We start from the raw sequence: 17,303 nt of genomic DNA, 5'->3' as shown, positions 1-17,303 counted from the left end.
GTGCGTAATTGGATATCCCGCGTCGCATTCGCGGCGCTTGCGGCGGCTTCGGCCGCGCCGGCCTGTGCCCAGCAGGCGCCGCTGGATGGCGCCTTGACCATCGTGGTGGGCTATCCGCCGGGGGGCAGTTCCGACCGCGTCGCGCGGCTGGTGGCCGACCGCCTGAAGGACCGGCTCGGCGTCACGGTGGTGGTCGAGAACAAGACCGGCGCCGGCGGCCGCATCGCGGCCCAGGGCCTGCATGCGCTGGCCGCGCGCCAGAACGTGCTGATGCTGGCCAATCCGGCGGTGATGGTGGTGGCGCCGCTGGTCTATGCCGAGCCGGGCTACGATGCCCGCCGCGATTTCCAGCCGGTGTCGCTGGTCAGCCGCTACAAGTTCGCGCTGGCGGTGGCGGCCAATTCGCCGATCCACGATGTGGCCGGATTGCGCCAGTGGCTGCGCGACCACCCGCGCCAGTTCACGGTGGGCGTGCCCGCCACCGGCAGCCTGCCGCATTTCTTCGCGTTGATGCTGGGCCGCGAGCTCAAGCAGGAACCCGAGGTGGTGGGCTATCGCGGTTCGGCGCCGCTGATTTCCGAGCTCATCGGCGGCATCCTGCCGCAGGCCGTCGACACCCTGGACACGCTGTTGCCGCAACACCGCGCCGGCAAGATCCGCATCCTGGCGACCTCGGGCGAGGCGCGCGCCCCGGAGCTGGCCGACGTGCCCACCTTCCGCGAGGCCGGCGTGGACCTGGCGGCCGATGGCTGGAATGCCTTCTTCGCCTCGTCCGCGATGGCGCCGGCCAAGGCCGTCCGGCTGGGCGAGGATATCGCCGCCGTGATGCGCGAGCCCGCCATGCAGCAGGCGGTGCGAGACTCGTACCTGGAGCCGGTGGCGGCCGATGCGGCGGCCACCGGACGCGACCTGGATGCCTACCGGGCCCAATGGGAACCAGTGGTGAAGGCCTCCGGCTTCACCGCGACGCAATAGGGCGGGCGACGATGAGTACCGTGCAGAATGTGCTGTTCATCATGGCCGACCAGCTGCGGGCGGACCACCTGAGCTGCTATGGCCATCCCTATTTGCGGACGCCCAGCCTGGACGCCCTGGCCGCGCGTGGCGCGCGCTTCGACCGCGCCTTCGTCAATTCCGGCGTCTGCGGGCCGTCGCGCATGAGCTATTACACGGGCCGCTATCCCTCGCGCCACGGCGCCACCTGGAACCGGGTGCCGCTGTCGGTCAACGAGATCACGCTGGGCGAGTACCTGGCCGGGCAGGGGCGCGACCTGGCGCTGGCGGGCAAGACCCACGTCATTCCCGACCGCGCCGGCATGGAGCGCCTGTCGATCGACGGCGGCTCAGAGCTGGGCGCGCTGCTGTCGCGCGGCGGCTTCATCGAGGTCGACCGCTACGACGGCCACCACGAGCCGGGCAAGGAAAGCGGCTATCCCGCCTTCCTGCGCAGCCAGGGCTACGACAGCGCCGATCCCTGGACCGACTACGTTATCGCCGGCGTCGACGCGCGCGGCCAGGTGGTCAGCGGCTGGAACATGCGCAACGTGCACCTGCCGTCGCGCGTGGCCGAGCCGCACTCCGAAACCGCCTACATGACCGACCAGGCGCTGCGCTTCATGCAGCAGCGCGGCGGCCAGCCCTGGGTGCTGCACCTGAGCTACGTCAAGCCGCACTGGCCCTACATGGCGCCGGCGCCCTACCACCAGCGCTACACGGCCGACCAGTGCCTGCCGGTGCGGCGCAACCGCGAGGAACTGGCCGGCGCGCATCCGGTGGTGGCGGCCTATCGCCAGCACGAGGAAAGCGTCAGCTTCTCGACCGACGAGTGCGTGCGCGTGGTGCGCCCGGCCTACCAGGGCCTGATCCGCCAGCTCGACGACCACCTGGGGCGGCTGTTCGACTACATGGAAGGCGCGGGCCTGATGCGCAACACGTTGATTGTGTTCACGGCGGACCATGGCGATTTCCTGGGCGACCACTGGCTGGGCGAGAAGGAACTGTTCTACGACACCGTGCAGCGGGTGCCCTTCATCGTCATGGACCCGTCGGCGGCGGCCGACGCCACCCGCGGCCAGGCGCTGGCGGACATGGTGGAAAGCGTGGACCTGGTGCCGACGGTGCTGCGCGCGCTGGAGGCGCCGCGGCCCTGGCACCGGCTGGAAGGGCGCGAATTGCAGACCGTGCTGCACGGCCGCGCCGCGGACGAGCCATGGCGCGACTGCGTGTTCTCGGAGCTGGACTACAGTTTCCGCCAGGCCCGCATCCTGCGCGGCAAGACCCCGCAGAACGCGCGCGCCTGGTCGGTGCGCACCGACCGCTGGCGCTACGTGTACTGGCTGGACGAGCCCGAGCAGTTGTATGACCTGCAGGCCGATCCCGACGAGTTCCAGGACCTGGGCGCCAGCGCCGCGCATGCGCCGGTGCGGGCGCAGCTGCGCGAGCGCCTGCTGGACTGGATGCTGCGCGGCAAGCGCCGCACCACCATGAGCGACGCGGCGGTCGAGCAGGGCACCAATGCGCACAAGCGCGCCGGGGTGTTCTTCGGGCAGTGGTGAGCGGGCAGGGGCGGCGGCGCCCGCCGCCGCGCCCGGGCCGGCGTCAGGCGCCGGCCGTATCCTTGTGCGGCGCGTCGGCCGTGGCCGGCTTGAGTTCGCGCCGCAGGATCTTGCCGACGTTGGTGCGCGGCAGGTCGTCGCGGAACTCGATGTAGCGCGGCACCTTGTAGCCGGTGAGCTGGGTGCGGCAATGCGCGATCAGCGTTTCGGCGTCCAGGTTCGGATCCTTGCGGATCACGTACAGCTTGACCGCCTCGCCCGAGCGTTCGTCGGGCACGCCGATGGCCGCCACTTCGCGCACGCCGGGATGCAGCGCCGCGGCGTCCTCGACCTCGTTGGGATAGACGTTGAAGCCGGACACCAGGATCATGTCCTTCTTGCGGTCGACCAGGAAAACGTAGCCGGTTTCGTCGACGTAGCCGATGTCGCCGGTGCGCAGGTAGCCATCGGGCGTCATCACCAGCGCGGTCTCGTCGGGCCGGTTCCAGTAGCCCTGCGTCACCTGCGGGCCGCGCACGCAGATCTCGCCGCGTTCGCCCACGCCCAGTTCGCGTCCGTCATCGTCGCGGATTGACAGGTCGGTCGATGGCACCGGCAGGCCGATGGAGCCGGTGAAGGCCTTGACGTCGAGCGGGTTGATGGTCACCGCCGGCGAGGTCTCGGTCAGGCCATAGGCCTGCGCCAGCGAGCGGCCGGTGACGGCCAGCCAGCGCTCGGCCACGGCGCGCTGCACCGCCATGCCGCCGCCCATGGTCAGCCGCAGGCGCGAGAAATCCAGTTTGGCGAAGTCGGGATGGTTGAGCAGGGCGTTGAACAGTGTGTTGACGCCGGTGAAGGCGCTGAAAGGCACCTTGGCCATCTCCTTGATCAGCCCGGGGATGTCGCGCGGATTGATGATGAGGAGGTTGCTGGCGCCGATCTTCATGAAGGCCAGGCAGTTCGCCGTGAGCGCGAAGATATGGTAGAGCGGCAACGCCGTGACGATGCATTCCTCGCCATCCTTGACCAGCGGCTTGATCCAGGCGTGGGCCTGGGTGACGTTGGCGGCCAGGTTGCGGTGGGTCAGCATGGCGGCCTTGGCCACGCCAGTGGTGCCGCCGGTGTATTGCAGGCAGGCCAGGTCGTCCTGGGTCAGCGCGACTTCCTCGAAGGGCGCGTCGCGGCCGGCCCGCAGCGCCTGGCCCAGGCGCAGGGCGCCGGGGATCGACCAGGCCGGCACCATGCGCTTGACGCGCCGTACCACGAAGTCCACCAGGCGGCCCTTGAGCGGACTGAGCAGTTCGCCGATCGAGGTCACCAGCACTTTCTCGACCGGGGTGTTGGGCAACGCCTTCTGCAGCGTGGCGGCGAAGTTGTCGGCCACCACGATGGCGCGCGCGCCGGCGTCGGCCAGCTGGTGCTCCAGTTCGTGGGCGGTGTACAGCGGGTTGCAGTTGACCACGACGCAGCCGGCGCGCAGCGTGCCGAACAGGCAGACCGGATATTGCAGCAGGTTGGGCATCATCAGCGCCACCCGGTCGCCCTTGCGCAGGCCGTTGGCGTGCAGCCAGGCGGCGAAGTCGCGCGTCAGGCGGTCGAGTTCGGCGTAGGTCATGGTCTTGCCCATGCTCAGGTACGCGGGCTTGTCCGCGAACCGCCGGCAGCTGTCACGCGCGATCGAGACCAGCGTGGTGGCGCTGTCGAGCTCGATGTCCCTGGGCACGCCCGCGGGGTAGCTCTTTTGCCAGATTCGTTCCATCTTTACGGGGCTCCCAACAGGGCTTTTTTCAGGGAGGATTGCGCCGGATTGTCGCCCAGCCAGACACGCAGCAGCGCGCGGCCGAAGGCGGGGTCGTCGATGCGCCCGCGCTGCCTGCCGTTGTCGGTGATCGTCACGCCGCGGGCATCGAAGTCCAGGTCGATCACGTCGCCTTCGCGGGCCGAGCCGATCTCGGCCATCAGGGCGGACAGGCGCGCGGCGGACGGTTGCAGGGCGGCGAGTTCCTGTTTGGACGTATTGTCGCGCAATCCTTCCTGCAGCGCCGCGTCCAGGCTCTTGCTGTCGACATCGCGCAAGAGTTGCAGGCGCATGCGGCGCGGCGCGTTGCTGTTGATCAAGGCCGCGGCGTCCTGGCTTTTGGCGCCGGCATACAGCGCCGCCACGTAGACCTTGACGACGAACTTGGTGCGCAGGCCGGCGCCGTTCAGCACCAGCGCCTGGCCGCCTTCGGACAACTGCGCGGGGACGCGCACACCAGCCACTTCCACGTCGGCGGCCAGCGCGGGGGCGGCCGCCAGGCAGGCGGCCAGGACCAGGCTCAGGGCGGCGGCGCGCCCTCCGGGGATGATGTCACGCATGGGTCTCCTCCAGTGGTTTTCTGCTTGTAGTACTTCTTGTCGGCGATGTAGATCGTGCGTTCCACGACGGCGTAGACGACGCCGTCCTTGTCTTTCAATTCCACGGTGTAGGTCCGGGTGGTCTCGTGGTCGCGCGCAAGGATCTTGCGTATGTCCGCGATTTCTCCCGGCGGCAGCCGGAAGTCCACATACAGCGTGGTATAGGCGGGCTTGCGGTAGCGGATGGATGCGGCCTTGTCCCACACGATGTGGTCCGCGCCCAGCGCCGCCATCAGCATGGTGGGATGGGCGCCGTCTGTCACCGCGAACAGCGAGCCGCCGTACATCGAGCCCACGATGTTGCGCGTGCGCCGCAGCAGGGGCAGCTTGATGCGGATGTGCTGGAAATCGTGCGACACGTGCAGCACCCGGCCGCCGGTGGCGCGGAACGCCGGATGCAGGTTGAATCCCACCCGCATCAGGCGCGCGCGCCAGGCCGGCGACAGGCGTTTGAACCAATAGGGCTTCACCGCTTTACATCGCCTCGGTCACATGGCCTCGAACAGGCCGGCCGCGCCCATGCCGGTGCCGATGCACATCGTCACCATGCCGTACTTGCCGCCGGTGCGGCGCAGGCCGTGCATCAGCGTGGCGGTGCGGATCGCGCCGGTCGCGCCCAGCGGGTGGCCCAGCGCGATGGCGCCGCCCAGCGGGTTGATCTTGGACGGATCGAGCTTGAGTTCGCGGATCACCGCCAGCGATTGCGCGGCGAAGGCCTCGTTCAGTTCGATCCAGTCCAGGTCGTCCTGGGCGATGCCGGCGCGCGCCAGCACCTTGGGGATGGCGGCCATGGGGCCGATGCCCATGATTTCCGGCGGCACGCCGGCCACCGAATAGCTGACGAAGCGCGCCATCGGGCTGAGGTTGAACTCGCGCAGCACGCGCTCGGACACCAGCACCACGGCGGCGGCGCCGTCCGACATCTGCGAGCTGTTGCCGGCGGTGACGCTGCCGCGCGCGGCGAACACGGGCTTGAGCCGCGCCAGTCCTTCGGCGCTGCTGTCGGGGCGCGGGCCTTCGTCGACTTCGACCAGGCGGCGGCTTTCGCGCACGTCGCCCTTGGAGCCGCCGGGCAGGCGCGTCACCACCTCGAACGGCGTGGTCTCGGCGCGGAAGTGGCCGGCGGCGATGGCGGCGTTGGCCTTCTGCTGCGAGGCCAGCGCGAAGGCGTCCTGGTCTTCGCGCGACACCTTCCATTGCTCGGCCACCTTCTCGCCGGTCAGGCCCATGCCGAAGGCCATGCCGACGTTCTCGGGATGCGAGAAGATGGCCGGGTTGAGCGACACCTTGTTGCCCATGATCTGCGGCATGGCGCTCATCGACTCGGTGCCCGAGCCGATCATGATGTCGACCTCGCCGCTGCGGATGCGGGCGGCGGCGTCGGCCACCGCTTGCAGGCCCGACGCGCAGAAGCGGTTGACGGTGACGCCGGCCACGCTTTGCGGCAGGCCGGCCAGCAATAGCCCGATGCGCGCCACGTTCATGCCCTGTTCGGCTTCCGGCATGGCGCAGCCGGTGATGACGTCGTCGATGCGCGCCGGATCCAGCCACGGCGTCTGCTTCAACACGCCCTGCAGCGCCGCCGCCAGCATGTCGTCGGGCCGGGTGGTGGCATACACCCCATTGCGCTTGCCCACCGGCAGCCGCGTCGCCGCAACGATGTAAGCCTCTTGAATCTGCTTGCTCATATCATTTCCTCGTATCCATAACGATCACCCTCTATGCACACCACGGTCCCCCACAAGCGGGGCCGCGCGGATCCGGCTTTGCCGGTCCGCCACCGGCGCCCCCTGGGGGGAAGCGCCGCAAGGCGCCTCGGGGGGGAGTCAGTTCCGCAATGGCTTGCCCGTGTCGAGCGTGTGGCGGATGCGGGCCTGGGTCTCGGGCGTGCGCAGCAGCGCCACGAACTCCTTGCGTTCGACCGCCAGCAGCCATTCCTCGTCGACCTTGGCGCCGGTCTCGACCTCGCCGCCGCAAAGCGCGACGGCGGCGCTGCGGGCCACGCGGTAGTCGTGGGCGCTGATCATGCCGCCTTCGCGCATGTTGACCAGCACCATCTCGAAGTTGGCGATGCCGTTGCGGCCGGCCACGGGCACGTCCTGCAGGCGCGGCGGCGGCGTGTAGCCGGCGGTGGCGGCGGCGCGCGCCTGGCCGATGGCCACGAACAGCAGCTCGCCCGGATGGAACAGCACGATGTCCTGCTCGCGCGCGAAGCCCAGGTCCACGGCCTCGATGGCGCTCTTGGCGACCCGCGCCATGGCGATGGTCTGGAACACCGGTTGCAGGAACGGGAACACCTCGCCGGGCGTGGCCGTCTTTGCCGCCAGCGCGGCGGCGCGGCCGGCGAATTCCTTGCTGCCGCCGCCGGCCGGGATCAGGCCGACGCCGGCCTCGACCAGGCCGATGTAGCTTTCCAGCGCCAGCACGCGGTGCGAGGCATGCATCAGGAATTCGCAGCCGCCGCCCAGCGCCATGCCCTGCACGGCCGCCACGGTGGGGATCTGCGCGTACTTGAAGGCCTGCGAGGTGCGCTGGAACTTCTCGACAGTGGCTTCCAGCATGTCCCATTGGCCGGCGGCGCAGGCTTCGGACACCTGCTGCAGGTTGGCGCCCACGGCGAACGGGGCGTCATGCCAGATCACCAGGCCGTCGAACTCGCGCTCGGCGCGCGCCACGGCCTGCAGGATGCCTTCCAGCACCTCGGCGCCCAGCGTGTGGTTCTTGGACGTGACCGACAGGATGGCGATGCCGGCGTCGACCTCGGGCAGGTTCCACAGGCGCACGCCTTCGTTTTCCCACACCGTGGTGCCGCGGTCGTCGGGGCCTTCGCCGAACACGCGCTCGGGGAACAGCTGGCGCCGGTAGACCGGCAGCGCCGAGCGCGGGTGCAGCTTGCCGCTGCGCGCCGAATACGAGCCGGCGGGCGTGTGCACGCCCTGGCGGTCGGGCTCCAGGGCCCAGGCCGGCAGCGGTGCGTCGCTCATGGCGCGGCCGGCGGCGATGTCCTCGGCCACGGCGCGGGCGATGGCCTGCCAGCCGGCGGCCTGCCAGGTCTCGAACGGGCCCTGGGCCCAGCCGAAGCCCCAGCGCATGGCCAGGTCCAGGTCACGGGCGTTGTCGGCCACCTGGCCGAGCTGCACCGCGCTGTAGTGGAAGATGTCGCGGAACAGGCTCCACAGGAACTGGGCCTGCGGATGGTCGCTGGCGCGCAGCGCGGCGAAGCGCCTGGCCGGATCGCGTTCCTTGAGCAGGGCGGCGACCTCGTCGGCGAGCTTGCCGGCGCTGGGGCGGTAGTCCTGCGCTTGCAGGTCCAGCACCTGGATTTCGCGGCCGGCCTTGCGGTAGACGCCGGCGCCGCTCTTCTGGCCCAGCGCGCCCTTGGCGATCAGGGCCGACAGCCAGGCGGGCAGCGTGAAATAGCGGTGCCAGGGATCGTCGGGCAGGTTCTTGTCCATGGTGCCGACCACGTGGGCCAGCGTGTCCAGGCCGACCACGTCGGCGGTGCGGTAGGTGGCGCTCTTGGGGCGGCCGATCCTGGGGCCGGTGAGGGCGTCGACCTCGTCAAAGCCCAGCCCCAGGCGCTGGGTGTGGTGCATGGCGGCCAGGATCGAGAACACGCCGATGCGGTTGGCCACGAAGTTGGGCGTGTCGAGCGCGCGGATCACGCCCTTGCCCAGGGTGGAGGTCAGCCAGGTTTCGAGCTGGTCCAGCACCGGCGCCTGGGTGTGCGCGGTGGCGATGATTTCCACCAGCCGCATGTAGCGCGGCGGATTGAAGAAATGGATGCCGCAGAAGCGGTCGCGCAGCGCGGCCGGCAGGGCGTTGGCCAGCGCGTCGATCGACAGGCCGGAGGTATTGGAGGCGATGATGGCGCCGGGCGCGACGTGCGGCGCGATGCGCTCGTACAGCGCGGTCTTCCAGTCCATGCGCTCGGCGATGGCTTCGATGATCAGGTCGCAGCCGCGCAGCTGTTCGATATGGTCGTCGTAGTTGGCCGGGGTGATCAGGGCCAGGCGCGAGGCGCTGGCCAGCGGCGCGGGCTCGAGCTTCTTCAGGCCGGCCAGCGCCTTCTTGACGATGCCGTTGCGGTCGCCTTCGGGCGCCGCAAGGTCGAACAGCGTGACGGGCACGCCGGCGTTGGCCAGGTGGGCGGCGATCTGCGCGCCCATGACGCCGGCACCCAGCACGGCGACGTGTTTGACGACGAACTTGCTCAAGGAAGTCTCCTGAAAATGCGGGCGGAAGACGGGACCGGCCCGTCATCCGCCCCGGCAAGGCTAGAAGCGGGACGACAGCTGCAGGCCGAAGATGTGGCCGCTGCTGTCATAGGTGCCCGCGACGCGGCCCTTCGTCAGCGCGTTGCCGGACGTGGTGTCGATATCCGTCTTGCGCAGGTACAGATAGGTATAGCCCAGGTCCAGCGTGGTGCTCTTGGTGGCCTGCCACTGCACGCCCGTCGAGAACCAGTAGCGGTCGTTGTCGGGCAGCGAGGTGGGCCGGTCCTCGGCCTTGTGGACCGGCGATTGATCGTAGGCCAGGCCGAACTTCCACTTCCAGTCCGGCGCGAACTTGTAGGTCGTGCCCACGGCGATGCGCCAGGTGTCGCGGAAGTTCAGCGGCAGGTCGTCATCGCGCGCGCCGGTGCCGGAGTTGCGGATCTTCAGGTCGGGGATGCTGCTCCAGCCGGTCCACGAGATGTCGCCCAGCAGTTCCCACTTCTCGTTGAGCTGATGGGTGGCGCTCAGGATCAGCGTATCGGGCAGGTCGACCGAGGCCTTGGCGTCGAACGAGACCGACTGGCCGGTGGGGCCGATGTGGTCGATATCGGTGTCGCCCTTGGCGGTGTGCTTGATCTTGGAACGGTACGACAGGCCGATGCGGGTGTCTTCGGTGGGTTGCAGCATGAAGCCCACGTTCCAGCCCCAGGCATCGCCCTTCAGGTTGAGGTCGGCGTCGCCGTTGGTGAAGACCGTGCGGCCGCCGGGCAGGGCCACGGGCACCACGGTCTTCTTCTTGTAGTTGGCGTCGATGTGCTGCCAGTTCACGCCGAAGCCCATCGAGAATTTCTCGTTGACCTTGTAGGCGATCGAGGGATTGATGTTGATCGTCTTGATCTCGAACTTGTTCGAGTGGTATTGGCCGGCCCAGCCGTCGTCGTATTCGGTCATGAGGCCGAACGGCGCGCCGATGCCCAGGCCGATGAACCACTTTTCGCTCAGCTGCCACGAGCCGTAGAGGTTGGGCACGACCCCCAGGTTGCCGGCGTCGCCGCCGTCGCCGCCGGTGGGTCGGGTGCCGCCCAGCGCGGTGGGATTGCGGCTGTCACCGTTGTCCGAGAACTTGAACGACGGCTTGATCAGGTTGACGCCGCCCGAGACATTGATGCCGGGCAGGTAGGTCATGCCTGCGGGGTTGTAGTAGATGATGCTGGCGTTTTCCGGATTTGCCGCCGAGCCCGCATAAGCGTTGCCCAGGCCGCTGGCATTCTGCTCCAGGAGCTGAAAGCCGGCGCCGTGGGCGGCGCTGGTGGCGCCCAGGCCGACCACAATGGCGGACAGGGTGCTCAGGGACAATGAACGTCTGCTCATGGTACTGCCTCCTCGATGTTGGATATGTGTGTCTCTATGGCACTGCCGGTCTCGTCGGCCCGGTCTAATCTCTCGGCATACGCCGGTTCTCTACTGCGCTACGCACTGCGACTGCTCTGGTAATGCAGGGGTCCGCCCGTGAACGGCGCGAACCCGGTCCCGAAAATCACGCCGGCGTCGGCCAGGTCGGCATCGGCCACCACGCCGGCCTCGACCCGCTCGCGGGTGGCGTCCACCAAGGGCTGGATCAGGCGTTCGGCCAGGCCGGCCGGCGCGCGGGCGGCGCCCTGGCCGTCCTTTACCGGTTTGCCGTCGCGCCAGGTGTAGAAGCCGCGGCCGCTCTTCTTGCCCAGGTCGCCGCGCGCCAGCTTCTCGGCCAGGCAGCGCGGCGGCTCGGCGCCGCCGGCCAGTTCCTGGCCCGCCGCGCGGGCGATGTCCAGGCCGACGGTGTCGGCCAGTTCCAGCGGCCCCATGGGCATGCCGAACGCCACCATGGCCGCGTCCACGGCGGCGGGCGACACGCCTTCGTCGACGCTGCGCATGGCCTGCAGCATGTAGGGCGCCAGCACGGCGTTGACCAGGAAGCCGGGCGCGCTGCGCACCGGCAGGGCCAGCTTGCCGATCTGGCCGACGAAGGCGCTGGCGCGCGCCAGCGTGTCGGCGGCGGTGCCGTCCGCATGCACCACTTCCACCAGCGGCATCTTGGCCACGGGGTTGAAGAAGTGGATGCCGACCAGCCGCTCGGGCCGCGCCAGGCCGGCGCCCAGCGTTTCCAGCGACAGGCTGGAGGTGTTGGTGGCCAGCAGCGCGTCGGCCTTCATGCGCGGCTCCAGCGACTGGTACAAGCCGCGCTTGGCCTCGGGGCTCTCGCTGATGGCCTCGATCACCACGTCGGCCAGCGGCACGCCGCCGCCGGCGGGATCGGGCACCAGCCGGTCGAAGGCGGCGCGGGCCGCGCGGCGGTCCTTCAGGCGGCGCGAGAACAGGGCCGCGGCGCGTTTGATGGCGGGCGCGATGCGGGTCATGTCCTGGTCCTGCAGTGTCACGGTCAGGCCCTTGAGCGCGCACCAGGCGGCGATGTCGCCGCCCATCACGCCGGCGCCGACCACGTGCACGTGGCGCACCGGGGCGATGCCGGCCTGGCGGCCGTTGGCCTTCAGGCGTTCCTGCAGCCGGAACACGCGCAGCAGGTTGCGGGCGGTGTCCGAAGCGATGATGGTGTCGATCAGCGCGGGCGCCTGCAAGGCGTTGCCGCCGTGCTTTTCCCAGAGTTCGATGATGGCCGGCGCGGCCGGGTAGTGACCCAGCGGGTCCTTGGCGGCGACCTGCTTGCGGGCGCGGTTGGCGGCCACCGCCTTGAGCGGCCAGCGGTTCAGCCAGGCGCCCAGGCCGCGCGCGCGCCGCGGCGGCTTGCCCGACAGCACCATGCCGCGCGCCGCCGCCTGCAGCAGGCGGGTCGGCACGCGCGCATCCACCAGCCCCAGCGCCGCCGCGCGGCGCGCATCGGCGCCGCGGCCGGTCAGCATCATGTCGAGCGCGGCCGGCGCGCCGATCACGGCGGGCAGGCGCAGCATGCCGCCCCAGCCGGGGAAGATGCCCAGCATGACTTCCGGCAGCGCCAGCGAGGCGCCGGGCGCGTCTTCCACCAGGCGGTAGCGGCAGGCCAGCGCCAGCTCCAGGCCGCCGCCCAGGCAGTGGCCCTGGATCAGCGCCAGCGTCGGGTAGCGCACCGCCGCCAGGCGGTTGAACAGGTTCCAGCCGCGCGCCACCAGGGCGCGGCCCTGTTCCGGCGTGTTCAGTTCGGCGAATTCATTGACGTCGGCGCCGACGATGAAGCCGGTGGCCTTGCCGGAACGGATCACCAGGCCCTTGGGCGGCTGGGCGTCGAGCGCGTCCAGCACCGTCGCCAGTTCCGCCATGGTGTCGGCCGACAGGGCGTTGACGGCGCTGCCGGCGCGGTCGAACGTCAGCCACGCCAGGCCGTCGGGGTCGCGCTCCAGGCGCCAGTGCGAGAGCGTCTCCAGCGCGTTCATTAGCGGTTCTCCAAGGTTTCGACCAGCATCGCGCCACCCAGGCCGCCGCCGATGCAGATGGCGGCCATGCCGCGCCGCGCGCCGCGGCGCTTGAGCGCCTCCAGCAGGTGCAGCACGATGCGGGCGCCCGAGGCGCCGACTGGATGGCCGATGGCGATGGCGCCGCCGTCCACGTTCAGGCGGGCCGGGTCGAGCGCGCCCCAGGCCGGCGTGCCGAAGTGTTCCTGGCAATAGGCCTCGTCCTGCCAGGCGGCCAGGCAGCCTAGCACCTGCGCGGCGAAGGCTTCGTTGATCTCCCACAAGTCCAGGTCATTCAGGCCCAGGCCGTGGCGTTGCAGGATCGGCGTGGCGGCATGCACCGGCCCCAGGCCCATCATGGCCGGATCCAGGCCGGCCCACTGGCTGTCGACGATGCGGCCCAGCGGTCGCAGGTTCCAGCGCCGCACCGCTTCCTCGGAGGCCAGCACCAGCATCGCGGCGCCGTCGGTGACCTGCGAGCTGTTGCCGGCGGTGATGTTGCCCCAGGGCTTGTCGAACACCGGCTTGAGCCTGGCCAGCTTTTCGGGCGTGGAGTCCTCGCGCACGCCGTCGTCGTCCGGGTACAGCTTGCCCTGGGTGTCGATCAGCGGCGTGATCTCGGCGAAGGCGCCGTTGGCGCGCCCGGCCAGCGCGCGCGCGTGGCTCTGCGCCGAATAGGCGTCCATGGCCTGGCGGCTGATGCCGAAGCGGGTGGCGACGTTCTCGGCGGTCTGGCCCATGGACAGGCCCACCACGGGGTCGGTCAGGCCCTTGAGCAGGCCGATCACCGGCGCCAGGTGGCGCAGGCGCAAGCGGCCGAGCGTGGCGAGCCTGGCGCCGATGCCGCGGGCCGCGTACCAGCTGGCCAGCCAGCGCACCATGTCGTCCGAGAACAGCACCGGCGCGTGCGACAGGGCGTCGGTGCCGCCGGCCAGCACCAGCTGCGAGCGGCCGGTCTGGATGTTGGCGATGGCGGAATCCAGGGCCTGCATGCCGGACGCGCAGTTGCGCATCACCGTCCAGCCCGGCACCTTGTTGCCGCAACCCAGGCGCAGGGCGATCACGCGGCCGATGTTGACTTCGTCGGCCGAGGGCGCGGCGCAGCCCACGATGACCTCGTCCAGGTCCGTGGGCGCATAGGGCTGGCGCAACAACAGGCCGCGTCCGGCCTGCACCGCCAGGTCGCCGGCCGCGAATGGGCCGGGGCCCGAGCGCGCTTTCAGGAAAGGGGTGCGGGCGCCGTCGACCACGTATACCGGTTTGAATGCCATCCGATCTCCTTGGTGTGAGGACGGGCCTCAGGCCGCCTTGCGTTCGGCCACGGGCTTGACCGCGCCGGTGATGCCGAGATCAAAAGGGAAATCATCCACTTTCACCACGGTGTCGCGCAAGGTATTCCGGCGCTTGACCACCGCATATTCTTCGGCGGTGATGCCGCCGGCGGCAAAGACGGCGTCGGCCAGGTCGCGCACGTTGGCCTGCGGGTTGCCTTCGAGCGCGCCGCTTTTCTCGAATTCGCGTATCTTCGATTCGATCGGTTCGGCTTCGAGCGTGGCGGCCAGCGCCTGTTCGATCGCGCCGACCGGTTCGTCGGCGGTCGCGGGCAGGTGGCAGCCGGCGGTCAGGCGGTCGCGGGTCGCGCCGGGGTTGATGAGCAATCGCGCCACGTCCTGGCCCAGCTGGTCGGACGGCAGCGACTGCGGCCGGCCCCAGGGGAAGACGATGCGGCGCAGGCTCCACGCCACCAGGCGGTTGGGATAGTTTTCCAGCACGCCGTCGATGGCGTCCTGCAGGCGGAACAGCGCGTCCTGCACCGACCAGTGCACCAGCGGCGCGTCGGCGCTCTGGCGGCCTTCGTCCTCGAAGCGCTTGAGCGCGGCGCTGGCCAGGTACATCTGCGACAGGATGTCGCCCAGGCGCGCCGACAGGCGCTCGCGGCGCTTGAGGCTGCCGCCCAGCACCAGCATCGAGGTGTCGGCCAGCAGCGCGAAGGCGGCCGAATAGCGGCTCAGCAACTGGTAGTAGCGCTTCATTTCGGGCGCGACGTCGGCGTCGATGCCGACGAAGCGGCCGCCGGTCAGGGCGGTGCCCAGCGCGCGCAGCTTGTTGCGCGCGACAAAGCCGACGTGGCCCCAGAAGGCGCGGTCGAAATCATCCAGCCCCTGCCTGCGGTCGGGCGACTGCGCCGCGCGCATCTCGGCCAGCACGTAGGGATGGCAGCGGATCGCGCCCTGGCCGAAGATGATCAGGCTGCGGGTCAGGATGTTGGCGCCTTCCACGGTGATGCCGATGGGGATCTGCTGGTAGGCGCGGCCCAGGAAGTTGGACGGCCCCAGGCAGATGCCCTTGCCGCCGATCACGTCCATGCCGTCGTTGACGACCTGGCGCGCGCGTTCGGTGACGTGGTACTTGACGATGGCCGACACCACCGAGGGCTTCTCGCCCAGGTCGACGGCGCCGGCGGTCATGCTGCGCGCGGCGTCCATCATGTAGGTGTGGCCGCCGATGCGGGCCAGCGCTTCCTCTACGCCCTCGAACTTGCCGACCGGGGTGCGGAACTGGCTGCGCACGCGGGCGTAGCCGCCGACCGCGCGGGCCGTCAGCTTGGACATGCCGGTGTTGGAAGACGGCAGCGAGATCGAGCGGCCGGCCGCCAGGCATTCCATCAGCATGCGCCAGCCCTGGCCGGCCATGGCCGGGCCGCCGATGATGAAGTCCAGCGGCATGAACACGTCCTGGCCGCGGGTCGGGCCGTTCATGAACATGGCGTTCAGCGGGAAGTGGCGGCGGCCGGTGTCCACGCCCGGATGGTCGTGCGGCACCAGCGCGCAGGTGATGCCGATGTCCTTCCTGCCGCCCAACAGGCCGTCCGGGTCGTACAGGCGGAAGGCCAGGCCCAGCAGCGTGCAGACGGGCGCCAGCGTGATGTAGCGCTTGTCCCAGCTGACGCGCATGCCGATCACTTCCCGGCCCTGCCATTCGCCCTTGCAGACGATGCCGCTGTCGGGGATGGCGGCGGCATCGGAACCGGCCCAGGGGCTGGTCAGCGCGAAGGCCGGCACTTCCTCGCCGCGCGCCAGACGCGGCAGGTAGTGGTTCTTCTGTTCCTCGGTGCCGTAGTGCAGCAGCAGCTCGGCGGGGCCGAGCGAGTTGGGCACCATCACCGACACCGCCAGCGCCGACGAGCGCGTCGACAGCTTGGTCACGATCTCGGAGTGGGCATAGGCCGAGAAGGCCAGGCCGCCGTATTCCTTGGGGATGATCATGCCCAGGAAGCCGCTGCGCTTGAGATAGTCCCAGACCTCGGGAGGCAGGTCGAAGCGTTCCTGCGTGATGTTCCAGTCATTGACCATGCGGCAGGCTTCTTCGGCCTGGTGGTCGAGGAAATGCTGTTCTTCTTCGGTCAGGCGCGGGCGCGGATAGGCCAGCATGCGCTTCCAGTCGGGGCGGCCGCGGAACAGCTCGCCTTCCCACCACACCGTGCCGGCCTCGAGCGCGTCGCGCTCGGTGTCCGACATCTGCGGCAGCACCTTGCGGTAGAGATTGAAGATCGGCGCCGACAGCAAGGCCCGCCTGACCGGGCGCACGCCCAGCAGGACGACGGCCAGCAGCGCGATGACGACCAGCGCGACGATGACTGCGTTCATTTCCTTGTCTCCTTTCTCGATATCTTCTGGAACCGCCGCACCGCGCTGACCCCTGGGGCCTAAGTGGCGGGATGCTGCGGCAGGGGAGCGCGCAGGCCGCCGAGCAGGAAGCTCATCAGGCGGGGCAGCAGCAGCTCGGGGTTGTCGGGTTGCTCGGCTTCGTCCAGCGTCCAGCCGGTCACCGAGCGCAGCAGGTCGGTGCCGATGATGGCGTAGGAGGTTGCGCCCAGCATGAACTGGAAACGCCACACGATCTCGGCGCGCGGCACGTCGGGCAGCGCGGCGAAGAGGGCATTGCGGTAGCGCTCGAGCACGTCGGCGTATTCCTCGGCGAACAGGGCGCGAATGAAGCCGGCCGGGTCGGTCATGGTGCGTTCGAGCAGCGGCAGGAAAGTGCTGCCGGCCTGCTCCGGATCGGCGGCCAGCCGCAGCAGCGTGCCGAAGAAGGCGTCGACGATCTGCGACGGCTTGAGGGGCTTGCCCTGGGCCTGCGCCTCAAGCTCGTCGAGCAGGCGCAGCCGCTCGCGGTTCAGGACTTCCAGGCGGCGCTTGAGCACGGCCTGCACCAGCGATTCCTTGGAGCCGAAGTGATAGTTGACCGACGCCAGGTTGACGCCCGCCGCGCCGGTGATCTGGCGCATGGACGTGCCGTCGTGGCCCTGCTGCGCGAACAGCGCTTCGGCGGTGTCGAGGATCGATTCGCGGGTGCTGGAGGATCTGAGTTCTTGCATTAGGTTGAATTCAAACGTTCGTTTGAAAGAAGTATGCGCGCCCCGGTGCCGGCAGGCGATAGTGGTTATCCCTAGCTGGTGCGCCTGAATCCCGAGGCGGCCCGGACGACCCGCCTCGTTCCTTTGCACGAGAGGCCGTTCCGTTGGCCGAGGACGGGCGCCGGGCCTCGCCCAAACGGCACTGCGCCGTTTGTCCTCGGACGAGCGCCCTAGGTTGAAAGCCGTCTGGAAGACCTCGCCGAAACGCCGCAGTATCAGCGCGAGGACTTGAGAGCGTTGCACCGTGGATGCGGCTGGCGAGCCCGATCGCCGTTCCGGTGCCGCAGGCCAGATCGCCCTGACACAGGAGCAGGAG

General features: G+C 69.7%; 12 protein-coding genes. 2 read left to right on the top strand and 10 right to left on the bottom strand.

Annotation, left to right across the window (positions count from 1 at the left end):
- Positions 1-12: 12 nt before the first annotated feature.
- Positions 13-975 (top strand): tripartite tricarboxylate transporter substrate-binding protein, encoded by a 963-nt coding sequence (locus AC6CR5_RS12005; RefSeq protein ID WP_371318090.1) that lies wholly within the window; start codon positions 13-15, stop codon positions 973-975.
- A gap of 11 nt (positions 976-986) precedes the next feature.
- Positions 987-2,555: a sulfatase-like hydrolase/transferase gene (locus AC6CR5_RS12000; RefSeq protein WP_498085663.1), complete on the top strand. Its 1,569-nt coding sequence runs from the start codon at positions 987-989 to the stop codon at positions 2,553-2,555.
- 43 nt (positions 2,556-2,598) lie between these two features.
- On the opposite strand, the gene AC6CR5_RS11995 is transcribed toward AC6CR5_RS12000, so the two are convergent.
- The 10 genes from AC6CR5_RS11995 to AC6CR5_RS11950 form a co-directional block, all read right to left on the bottom strand.
- Positions 2,599-4,293, bottom strand: coding sequence for a long-chain-fatty-acid--CoA ligase (locus AC6CR5_RS11995; RefSeq protein ID WP_024069828.1), 1,695 nt, complete (start codon positions 4,291-4,293; stop codon positions 2,599-2,601).
- A gap of 2 nt (positions 4,294-4,295) precedes the next feature.
- Positions 4,296-4,892, bottom strand: a complete 597-nt coding sequence (locus tag AC6CR5_RS11990; RefSeq protein WP_026384905.1) for a chalcone isomerase family protein — start codon at positions 4,890-4,892, stop codon at positions 4,296-4,298.
- Positions 4,853-5,401 carry a DUF4442 domain-containing protein gene (locus AC6CR5_RS11985; RefSeq protein ID WP_006387720.1) on the bottom strand — a complete coding sequence of 183 codons (549 nt, stop codon included), beginning with the start codon at positions 5,399-5,401 and terminating at the stop codon, positions 4,853-4,855. The genes AC6CR5_RS11990 and AC6CR5_RS11985 overlap by 40 nt, the downstream gene beginning before the upstream one ends.
- 18 nt (positions 5,402-5,419) lie before the next feature.
- The gene (locus tag AC6CR5_RS11980; protein ID WP_054516209.1) at positions 5,420-6,619 is read right to left on the bottom strand and encodes an acetyl-CoA C-acyltransferase; all 1,200 of its coding nucleotides are present in this window, start codon (positions 6,617-6,619) and stop codon (positions 5,420-5,422) included.
- A gap of 138 nt (positions 6,620-6,757) precedes the next feature.
- Positions 6,758-9,148 (bottom strand): 3-hydroxyacyl-CoA dehydrogenase NAD-binding domain-containing protein, encoded by a 2,391-nt coding sequence (locus AC6CR5_RS11975; RefSeq protein WP_498085662.1) that lies wholly within the window; start codon positions 9,146-9,148, stop codon positions 6,758-6,760.
- 60 nt (positions 9,149-9,208) lie between these two features.
- On the bottom strand, positions 9,209-10,519 hold the full coding sequence (locus AC6CR5_RS11970) for an OmpP1/FadL family transporter (protein WP_024069825.1): 1,311 nt from the start codon (positions 10,517-10,519) through the stop codon (positions 9,209-9,211).
- Between the two features lie 98 nt (positions 10,520-10,617).
- Positions 10,618-12,552: a 3-hydroxyacyl-CoA dehydrogenase NAD-binding domain-containing protein gene (locus AC6CR5_RS11965; RefSeq protein ID WP_054470576.1), complete on the bottom strand. Its 1,935-nt coding sequence runs from the start codon at positions 12,550-12,552 to the stop codon at positions 10,618-10,620.
- Positions 12,552-13,841 carry an acetyl-CoA C-acetyltransferase gene (locus AC6CR5_RS11960; RefSeq protein WP_024069823.1) on the bottom strand — a complete coding sequence of 430 codons (1,290 nt, stop codon included), beginning with the start codon at positions 13,839-13,841 and terminating at the stop codon, positions 12,552-12,554. Before AC6CR5_RS11960 ends, AC6CR5_RS11965 begins: the two co-directional genes overlap by 1 nt.
- 27 nt (positions 13,842-13,868) lie before the next feature.
- On the bottom strand, positions 13,869-16,217 hold the full coding sequence (locus AC6CR5_RS11955; RefSeq protein WP_076468140.1) for an acyl-CoA dehydrogenase: 2,349 nt from the start codon (positions 16,215-16,217) through the stop codon (positions 13,869-13,871).
- 59 nt (positions 16,218-16,276) lie between these two features.
- On the bottom strand, positions 16,277-16,948 hold the full coding sequence (locus tag AC6CR5_RS11950) for a TetR/AcrR family transcriptional regulator (RefSeq protein ID WP_026384898.1): 672 nt from the start codon (positions 16,946-16,948) through the stop codon (positions 16,277-16,279).
- Positions 16,949-17,303 lie beyond the last annotated feature (355 nt).

This window comes from Achromobacter sp. EG18, from assembly GCF_059759395.1.
The sequence above is the reverse complement of the archived record's forward strand: the minus strand, read 5'-3'. Positions and strand labels throughout refer to the sequence as shown.

What these genes read in the sequence shown, in the direction of transcription:
- AC6CR5_RS11990 (WP_026384905.1), bottom strand. Translation starts at nt 4,892, where the DNA reads ATGCGTGACATCATCCCCGGAGGGCGCGCCGCCGCCCTGAGCCTGGTC.
- AC6CR5_RS11960 (WP_024069823.1), bottom strand. Translation starts at nt 13,841, where the DNA reads ATGGCATTCAAACCGGTATACGTGGTCGACGGCGCCCGCACCCCTTTC.
- AC6CR5_RS11970 (WP_024069825.1), bottom strand. Translation starts at nt 10,519, where the DNA reads ATGAGCAGACGTTCATTGTCCCTGAGCACCCTGTCCGCCATTGTGGTC.
- AC6CR5_RS12000 (WP_498085663.1), top strand. Translation starts at nt 987, where the DNA reads ATGAGTACCGTGCAGAATGTGCTGTTCATCATGGCCGACCAGCTGCGG.
- AC6CR5_RS11995 (WP_024069828.1), bottom strand. Translation starts at nt 4,293, where the DNA reads ATGGAACGAATCTGGCAAAAGAGCTACCCCGCGGGCGTGCCCAGGGAC.
- AC6CR5_RS11950 (WP_026384898.1), bottom strand. Translation starts at nt 16,948, where the DNA reads ATGCAAGAACTCAGATCCTCCAGCACCCGCGAATCGATCCTCGACACC.
- AC6CR5_RS11980 (WP_054516209.1), bottom strand. Translation starts at nt 6,619, where the DNA reads ATGAGCAAGCAGATTCAAGAGGCTTACATCGTTGCGGCGACGCGGCTG.
- AC6CR5_RS11965 (WP_054470576.1), bottom strand. Translation starts at nt 12,552, where the DNA reads ATGAACGCGCTGGAGACGCTCTCGCACTGGCGCCTGGAGCGCGACCCC.
- AC6CR5_RS11955 (WP_076468140.1), bottom strand. Translation starts at nt 16,217, where the DNA reads ATGAACGCAGTCATCGTCGCGCTGGTCGTCATCGCGCTGCTGGCCGTC.